The sequence below is a fragment of the Bacillota bacterium genome (assembly GCA_040757205.1).
Classification (GTDB): Bacteria; Bacillota; Desulfotomaculia; order Desulfotomaculales; family Desulforudaceae; genus Desulforudis.
The window spans coordinates 1-7,736 of sequence record JBFLXL010000023.1 but is presented as its reverse complement, the minus strand read 5'-3'; the positions used below and the strand labels follow the sequence as shown (position 1 = coordinate 7,736).

The 7,736-nt window shown below is 54.4% G+C and carries 5 protein-coding genes; 1 reads left to right on the top strand and 4 read right to left on the bottom strand.

All coding sequences use genetic code 11. The annotated features are described in order from the left end of the window. Positions 1-234: 234 nt before the first annotated feature. From AB1402_10215 to AB1402_10200, 4 genes are all read right to left on the bottom strand, one after another. Positions 235-4,041, bottom strand: coding sequence for a hypothetical protein (locus AB1402_10215; protein ID MEW6541964.1), 3,807 nt, complete (start codon positions 4,039-4,041; stop codon positions 235-237). Between the two features lie 82 nt (positions 4,042-4,123). Next, positions 4,124-4,309, bottom strand: a complete 186-nt coding sequence (locus AB1402_10210) for a hypothetical protein (protein MEW6541963.1) — start codon at positions 4,307-4,309, stop codon at positions 4,124-4,126. A gap of 389 nt (positions 4,310-4,698) precedes the next feature. Then, positions 4,699-6,156: a hypothetical protein gene (locus AB1402_10205; protein ID MEW6541962.1), complete on the bottom strand. Its 1,458-nt coding sequence runs from the start codon at positions 6,154-6,156 to the stop codon at positions 4,699-4,701. A 213-nt stretch (positions 6,157-6,369) separates the two neighbouring features. Beyond that, entirely contained in the window at positions 6,370-6,840 is a 471-nt protein-coding gene (locus tag AB1402_10200; protein ID MEW6541961.1) for a hypothetical protein, read from the bottom strand. Positions 6,841-7,017: 177 nt separating this feature from the next. Between AB1402_10200 and AB1402_10195 the strand changes: the two genes are divergently transcribed. After that, positions 7,018-7,736: Druantia anti-phage system protein DruA (locus AB1402_10195; GenBank protein MEW6541960.1), on the top strand; the 719-nt coding region annotated here is incomplete at its 3' end.

Genomic DNA, 7,736 nt, shown 5'->3' with positions numbered 1-7,736 from the left:
TTCGTCCCCAGTTGCTTATTCCGGTTAACATCCAAAAGTGGCCGGTTAAAACCAGAATAGGTGGCCGGTTTGCTCCGGAATAGGTGGCCGGGAAAAATCGGAATGGGTGGCCGGATTACTCCGGAATGGGTGGCCGGATTACTCCGGAATACGCACTTTGGATCATTCTCAGTACCGACTTGCGTTTGGCACTTCCACATCACTTCCAGTGCCAGGGTCCACATCTATTGCATCTCAATCATCGAAGTGCTCTCTTGATGATACCCTTTCAGCTTCACGCTCGTAAGTTTCCGCGAGTTCTCTGAGCGTGACGGCCAGACGGTGATATCCGGCACCCTCGACAGCTTCGGCCTGCTCCCGATATTTGGCCGCAAGTTCCCTTTCTGGTTTTCCTGTTGGGTCAACCCAGTGTGTACCCCGTGAGTTATATAGCTGTGTCCGAAAACCGTTGCGCATGTCGTTAGCGTCTTTAGCGCTTAGAAGTACTGCCGCAGCATGATGAATCCACAGTCCATCACTAGCTGGCGGTACGTATGTAAGCACGTGGCCTAGGATGATTGAAGCAACCTCTAGGTGACCCGATTCTTTGCACTCTTTTTTCATTGCATCCACCCAGGCAGATAAGACAGCGCCATCATACGTCCCATCCTCCTGCAAACCGGGCGGGGTTCGCCATTCGCTCAACAAACGGTAGGCGTTGGCTGCAACATTTTTTCTTCCCTCGGTTGGCTCCTCTTTCGAGGGGTCTTCTTTCTTTGACCGGAACACCAGTCGTATTACCTCGCAGAAGAATCCCGGGTCAGTTGCCAAGCTGCGCTCCAGAAACTTGGGAAAAGCGGCGTTGTGTCGATCCAGTAACGGCAGATATGCCCACTCCACCTGTACCAGGTCCTTAGGATCCGTGCTTGGGTCGTCTTGAAGGGCTTTAATGATGTCAACAATCCCGTGGGTATCAACGGCGTGTCGGCTCTCCGCTGATTCAAGTGCAGCCAGCAGAACTCGAACAGCCCTTTGCGTATCTAATGGCTGTTTGGCGTGTAACATTCTGTCAAGACACCGAAGTGCGGCGAATGGTCTCCCGTACTCAACAAGTCGATCAATCGCGAGTTCTAAACCTTTGTCGGTCTCATAAGGATTCGCATTGGTCTCAGCCCAATAGGCGGATTCGTCTTCGCCAAGAGCCTGCTTTACGCGTTCCCACGTATCCGGCGCGAACGGTAAGTAGGAGAAGAAGTGCCCTATCTGTGCAGCGCTCCATTGCTGAGTATCGATATTGTCAATCCATTCCCAACCCCGACTACGAAACCTACTCCAAACAAAACCACCCGCAAATTGTGCTATTGGCTTTTGGTGGGACTCGAGCAATTTCGGCAAAACCGTGCTATCAGTTTCCGGGCTTGCTATAACTCCGAAGGCAATACCAACGCGCCATGGAGACTGAACAGCTTCTGCAAAGGCAATCACGGCCTCGACTCCTTCATTTGCAACGATCTCTTCTAGGGCAGTTTCCCGAAGCTTTTCAAGCTGTTTGCGCTGTTCATCATAATCGCCTTTCCGTTCATAGAGGTCGTAATCACCTTCTGTGAAGAGCCGCTGATGCCGGAAGAAAGGGTTCTTTGGGGCAAGTCGGTCAGCGACTTCTTCTATGTTTTCAATCTCTTCACGCTTCATGGCCCATTCCGCATCTGCGAATCTCCTGTGCTTTGTAACTAGGCTAATGAGCTGGTTCCAGAGGTGCAGTCTGTCGGCCTCCGGGATAGCTATCACCGTCCGAGAACCCAAGTAGATCAGAAGCTGCCTGCGTGCAGGTGGGGATAGCGTATCCATGCGGCTGATGAGCTCGCTGAGCCTTTCACGGTTACCCTGGGCCGCAGTGACTGCTATTTCGGCGTACTGTTCAACTTGCTCCCAATATTCGCGTGTTGTGACTCCCTTTGACCAATCATCAGGAATTGTCGCCCGCCAAGCCGGCTTTCGGGTTCCAGATGAAACTGAGTGAGATTGGGGAAGAAGACTTACTAACAGTTTCCACCCAACATCTGAAAGCTCAGATAGTAACGCTTTCACTGCTGCCACTCTTTTTGAGATTGGAGCACACGTCTGCGGCAGCCACGGCAGCAAAATGGCTGTCAAGGAGTTTGCGGGCCGATTCGCCCACTGTCCACCGGGATCTCGCGCGGCAAGTTCTCCCAAGCACATCACCACACGACTGAGATGGTCGGTATCCCAGGCCAGAGTCTCCAGCGCCCAGAGCAAACCGGTTATATAGATGCGCCCAAAGACAGCGCCACTCTCTTGGTCAAAAACTTCATCGAACGGGCACGGATCGCTGCTCAGCGCTTTTTCAACTGCGTCGAGAAACTCACCCGGAGCCGCTTCTGCAAGCAGCGGAAGGATGTCATTCAAGCTGGCCCATCGTGTCCAGTCAGCGTCATCCAAAACCTCGCGAACCGTCAGGATCGCTGTTGTCACGGCCTTGCCTGAACTGCAGGATGTTAGGGCCTGGGGATGACTTCCGAGTAACGCCAATGATTCCGCAATGCCTTTTCGCAGGCGATGCGAATGTGTTAGCACCTTTCCATAAATCTGGGCAGCATGTCGCTCTTCCTTCGGGAGATCAAATTGTGGATCCTTTTCCCGTAGAACTGAGACTGCCGAGGATTTCAGCCTGTCCAAGTGTTCATCGCCGAGTCTCGGGCCTAATGTATACCACCCTTCATAGCGCGCAAGAAACTTCCAATTGCCATCCCGCTGACTCAGGGGGGTGCCCGGGCTAAGCACAATCTCACGCATTTTCCCGATCCACTCCCCGTAGGAGTTTCCCGAGAGACACTCAACTACAGTGCGGTCTGCACTTAACTTATCGCTCCAGGCCCCCAGAACCATAGCAACCGCCAAGTCCGCAGCTTCCGATCTCTCAGCCCACTCAGGCATCAACGAAAGGTTTTGAAGACATCGAAGTAGCGAACCAAGGTGTCCGCCACTTCTCTTTGCTAGTGTACGCGCCCTTTCCTCACTGTAACCAGCTTTTGCCAGGGCCCCCTCAACTTCGTGTGGGGGCGGTATTGGGAGCGGTATGCTCGCCGGATCGGGAATGCCACCGTATGGACCACCAAAGACAACGGCATGACCCGCCCTGCGCGCTTTTTGGATAAGCTTCGTACCTGCTTCACCACTCAAATCCAGGGCGGCATCGGCAATTAGAATGTGTTTCTCTCTCTGAGAAGTACAGATTGTGGCCCATGCATCGGTTCCTGAAACGATGAGGCACCGGCTCTCGGCATCTATGCGATCCTCAATACCTAGCGATGCCAGGTACGCGGAAACAAAGTCGGTCACCTGATCAGGGAAATGTGTGGTCAGCTTGAGCTGTACGACTGTACCGTCAAACACTTCCTTAAGCTTCGCACAGGCTTCGGCCCGGCTAGCCAAAAACACGTCCGGCGTTAACGGGGGCGGTTCACCAATGGATCTCAGAATATCCCAGCGTTGCTCTGGGGTCTCAATCTGCTGTATCGTCAGGCCACTGATCTTATGCGTGAGCCACAACTCAACTGCCAGGAACTGATGAACCCAATCGATCAGCCTCGTCCCGTCAATAACTTGGACATCCTTCCATTCACGTCTACTGCGACGATCCCTGAGCCAAGCAGCCTGTTCCTCTCCCTTCCAGGTGTGTTTCCACTCCCTTCGCCCAGAAAGAGGAGTTACAAACACAAACGTTGATTCGAGTCGAACGTCTAAGGGAACTGCTGCAGTGAGACTATCGTAATCAGATGTGGCTTTGTCACTCGCTTCTAAGCCCGTACCTATTTCCCAAAATGATCGACTTTCAGGAACAAACGGTTCAAAACCGAGATCGTCATCCAGTATCCCATCCGGACCATGCTGGCCAATACTGTCGCCCAATGGGAAACGTCGCTCTCGTGGCCTGGGACATGATGCCGCAACGAGACGCCAGACCAGCTCAACAATCGCTCCCTGTGCGTCTCGTGCATTGCCACGCACCCATTGGTCCAGTTGGTTTTCAGTAACTAACATTCTAGACTCCTCCACTCCCTGTTAATAAGGGCGGAACCTGTAGAGATAATGACTACCGCGCGTGAGTTGTTCTGGAAACACCTCAGACTCCTAACTGCTTTCCAACGCTTGCCCAGTACTCCCCAATGATATCGGCTAGCGCCGCGACATAGCGTTCTTGATGCCCGAAGGTCGGAAAACGCAAAGCCTGCACCGGAATATCCTGGAGATCGGCAACCACCAACGCTTTTCGTAGCGGGTCTTCGATGTCGCGTTTCACCGCAATCACTAGCTCCGGCCTCATTTCCATCAGGCGCCGGGCTAATTCCTTGCTGTTTTCCAGGCAGAGACGCCTACGTTCACGAACTGCCAGATGGTTTACTGGAAAGGGGCATAGGTCATCTAGGTAACACCCGCAACCTGAAAAGAACTCTAGAAACGAAGCCGGTTCCTGACCCCAGTCTCGCCTCAGGGCCCGGCCAAAAGCCTCTCTGGTATACCGAAACAGGTTAGAATTACCCCGATAGAAAAAGGTACCGCCTGCTGGGGGTGACTCCCCTACGAACAAGACCCTCACCCGCTTGGGCCTCCAATACTCCCGGATGTCTTCGTTGCTCTGCATACTCTTCTCGGCCCCTTCCTGTTGGAATCCGGCATCCACTTAGACCACAGCCAACATCACCCTACGTCCGGCATCGTTATGATCGGTGATGCCAACCGGGTGGAAATCAGCTCGGCCAGCGCATTGCGACAGGTGAACAGAAACACCTGCCGGACCTCAGCGATGTCCCCAAAAAGTCGCACTCCGTTTTCCAGACGAACATCGTCCCAATTGACCAGACCTTCGTCTAGAAAGAGTGGAAGTGCCTCGTGCCCCTCATCCAAGTGGTCGATAACCGCCAAGCGGAAGGCCAAAAAGATCTGGTCTAGCGTGCCCCGGCTAAGCGGATGCTCTACCGCTATCGGATCGGCCCGATCACCTCGCTGGACCACCAGCCTCTCACTACCGTCTTCATTGGCTAGCATCATTAGCCGCGTGTAACGCCCACCGGTGATTAGATTCAGATATGCACCGCCCCGACGTAACACATCGGGTTGGTGTCTTTCCCGGAATAGGCGCTCCGCACGCTGCAGCACCAACCGCATTAACGCCAAGCGGTCCCGTTCTCGTTCCATAGCTTGCCGATCTTCTTCCATGGCTGCCAACTTGCCATCCAGTTCCCCCGGTGACGGACCCTGCATATGACTTTGAACTTCGCTGTCGAGTTTAGCGATTCGCTCCACCAAATCCCTATGCTGCTCATCCAGCTCTTCCAGCCTATTCTTCGCCAACTCCACTTCGGTCCGATCCAAAACCCAGGCCGATTTCTCGTCTTCCCCCAACGACCGGATTTCCTCCTGGAGATTCTCCAAATCGACGTATTTCTTCTGGAGTTCGGCCTCGTGATGCTCAAGGAGATCTCGAGTCTTTTGCAGACCAGCAACCCGGATTAAGGCCTCTTCCAATACCACACTCATGTCGACCGCTGTATCTACACCATCGGGCAAACCCGCCACGGCCCGGATCTCCTCTTCAAGTTGCGTCTTTTCATTCCTCAATCTTGCCAACTCAGACTCTGCATACTGCTCCTGTGTCTGAAGACTGGTCAGTCGATCCGTAGCCGAATCGTGTGCGGTTTTGGCTCTTTCACAGGCAGCCAATCGTTCGGCGAGCCTATCCACTACCGGACCAGCCCACTCACCCAGGGTTTCACCCAGCTCATTCACCAAGGTATCCAAACGGCTACGCGCTGCCGTCCACTTCTCTTGCTTTTCCGCTTGGCGCTCTCTTATCCTATCAAGCTCCAATACTTCGCCACGCAACTTGACTACCGATTCATACAAAGACATATCCGGCCGCTCCAACAAACCGGTAGCTACCGGCAATGGTTTTAATACGGATGATAACTGCTCGCGGGATTTCTCCAACATCTGAAACGCTACCCTCTCCTCGTCGTCAAGTCGTCTTAGTTCGGCCCTGTAATGCTCATCCAACTGCCTTGAAGCCTGTCCCGTTACCCAACCCAAGACCGCCATGCCGGCCGCTACAACCGCAGCAGTTACCCCAGCAGCTTGGAGCACTACGCTGGCCCCCAACCACCCCAAACCTCCTATAAGGAGACCCGCTAGGCCAAAACCAAGACCCAACCACAAAGGCACCGATCGGGCTACCGATGGTGCGTTATGCTCCTTGTGCAACCGGGCTTCTTGGCACAGACGCAGGCTTTCCCGGTTGTCTATGCAGTTGATGATACGAGCCTTCAGTTCGGCGGGCGCCACTCTTGTCACCGGGTCAGCAAGATCCTCTGATCACGGCTCCACCAGGATTTCGGCAGCCAGCTCGCTTAGGCGCTCCCGGTGTAACTCGGCTTCCTCTCCATAGCTGTTTATTGCTTGCCCATCCTGATCGTGAGTCTCTGCCCGACGCACCCATTCGCGGATGTCGTCCGTCCGGTCAAGGACCAGTCTTTCCCGCCGGCCAAAAGCAGCAATTACTGCAGCAGCATCATTCATCTGCTCCCGGATGTCGTCCAGTTCTGCCTCCTGTTCAACCAGTCTTTGCTCCCGCCTGGTAAGCTCCCCACGGATATCTAACGGTAGTGCGGCCAAGCGCTTTTCATCCCCGATATCCTGCCTCCACTCTTCCAGCTGCTTCAAGGCACTCGCCAGCGGAACCAAGGTTTCAGCTTGCCGTATCAGGCCTTTGAGTTCGGCCCGTTCTTGCTCCAACAAGCCGCGTCGATCTTGAAGTTCCCGCAGCATAACCAACTTTTGCTGCAAATCAGCTTCTTTCTTAACCGCTTCCTGCCGCTTTCCCCGTAGTTGGCGTAATTCTTCCTGCAACGCGGAGTACTTTGTACGCCGCCGATCTGGTCGCCAAAGCTGATTAGCAGTAACTACTCAGGCACCTGAAAAATAATACTGGACTCGGCCCTGCTGATCATGTATCATGAAACTATGATAGCAGAAGCTGAATTTCGGGTAACCGAGATAACTGAAGACCACATCCAGACCGTCAGGCGGTTGATTGCCGGCAACCCTTCATGGAGCCGAAGCAGGCTGTCGAGGGAACTCTGCCGGCTCTGGAACTGGCACTCTCCAACCGGCCAGATGAAGGACATGGCCTGCCGGGATCTCTTGCTCAAACTGGAACAACAGGGACAGATCGTCTTGCCCCGCCGTAAATCTGAGGCCTTTGTATGGGGCGGGAACATTTTGATCACCGAGGCGCCTCACGATACCGCCGCCATCACCGGCAGGCTTTCCGACCTGCAGCCCCTGCGGGTGGAAGTGGTGGCGACCGGTCACCCATCCTGGAATCTTTTTAAGCACCTGCTCTGCCGGTACCACTATCTCGGTTTCAAAGGTACCGTGGGCGAGAACATGAAGTACCTGGTCTTTGACAACCAGAAACGCCCGCTCGCCTGCCTGCTCTTCGGCTCCGCCGCCTGGAGCTGCGCCGCCAGGGACGACTTTATTGGCTGGGACAGGGATACCCGCATCAAGCGCCTGCATCTCGTCACCAACAACACCCGCTTCCTGATCCTGCCCTGGGTGAGGGTCCCCCACTTGGCCAGCCACATCCTTGCAATCATTGCCCGGCGCATTCGGGGTGACTGGTGGAAGAAGTACGGGCACGGCCTGCTCCTTTTGGAGACCTTCGTGGAGGTGGACCG

Excerpts from the sequence above, each read along its gene's own strand:
- AB1402_10215 (MEW6541964.1), bottom strand. The coding sequence starts at position 4,041 with ATGTTAGTTACTGAAAACCAACTGGACCAATGGGTGCGTGGCAATGCA.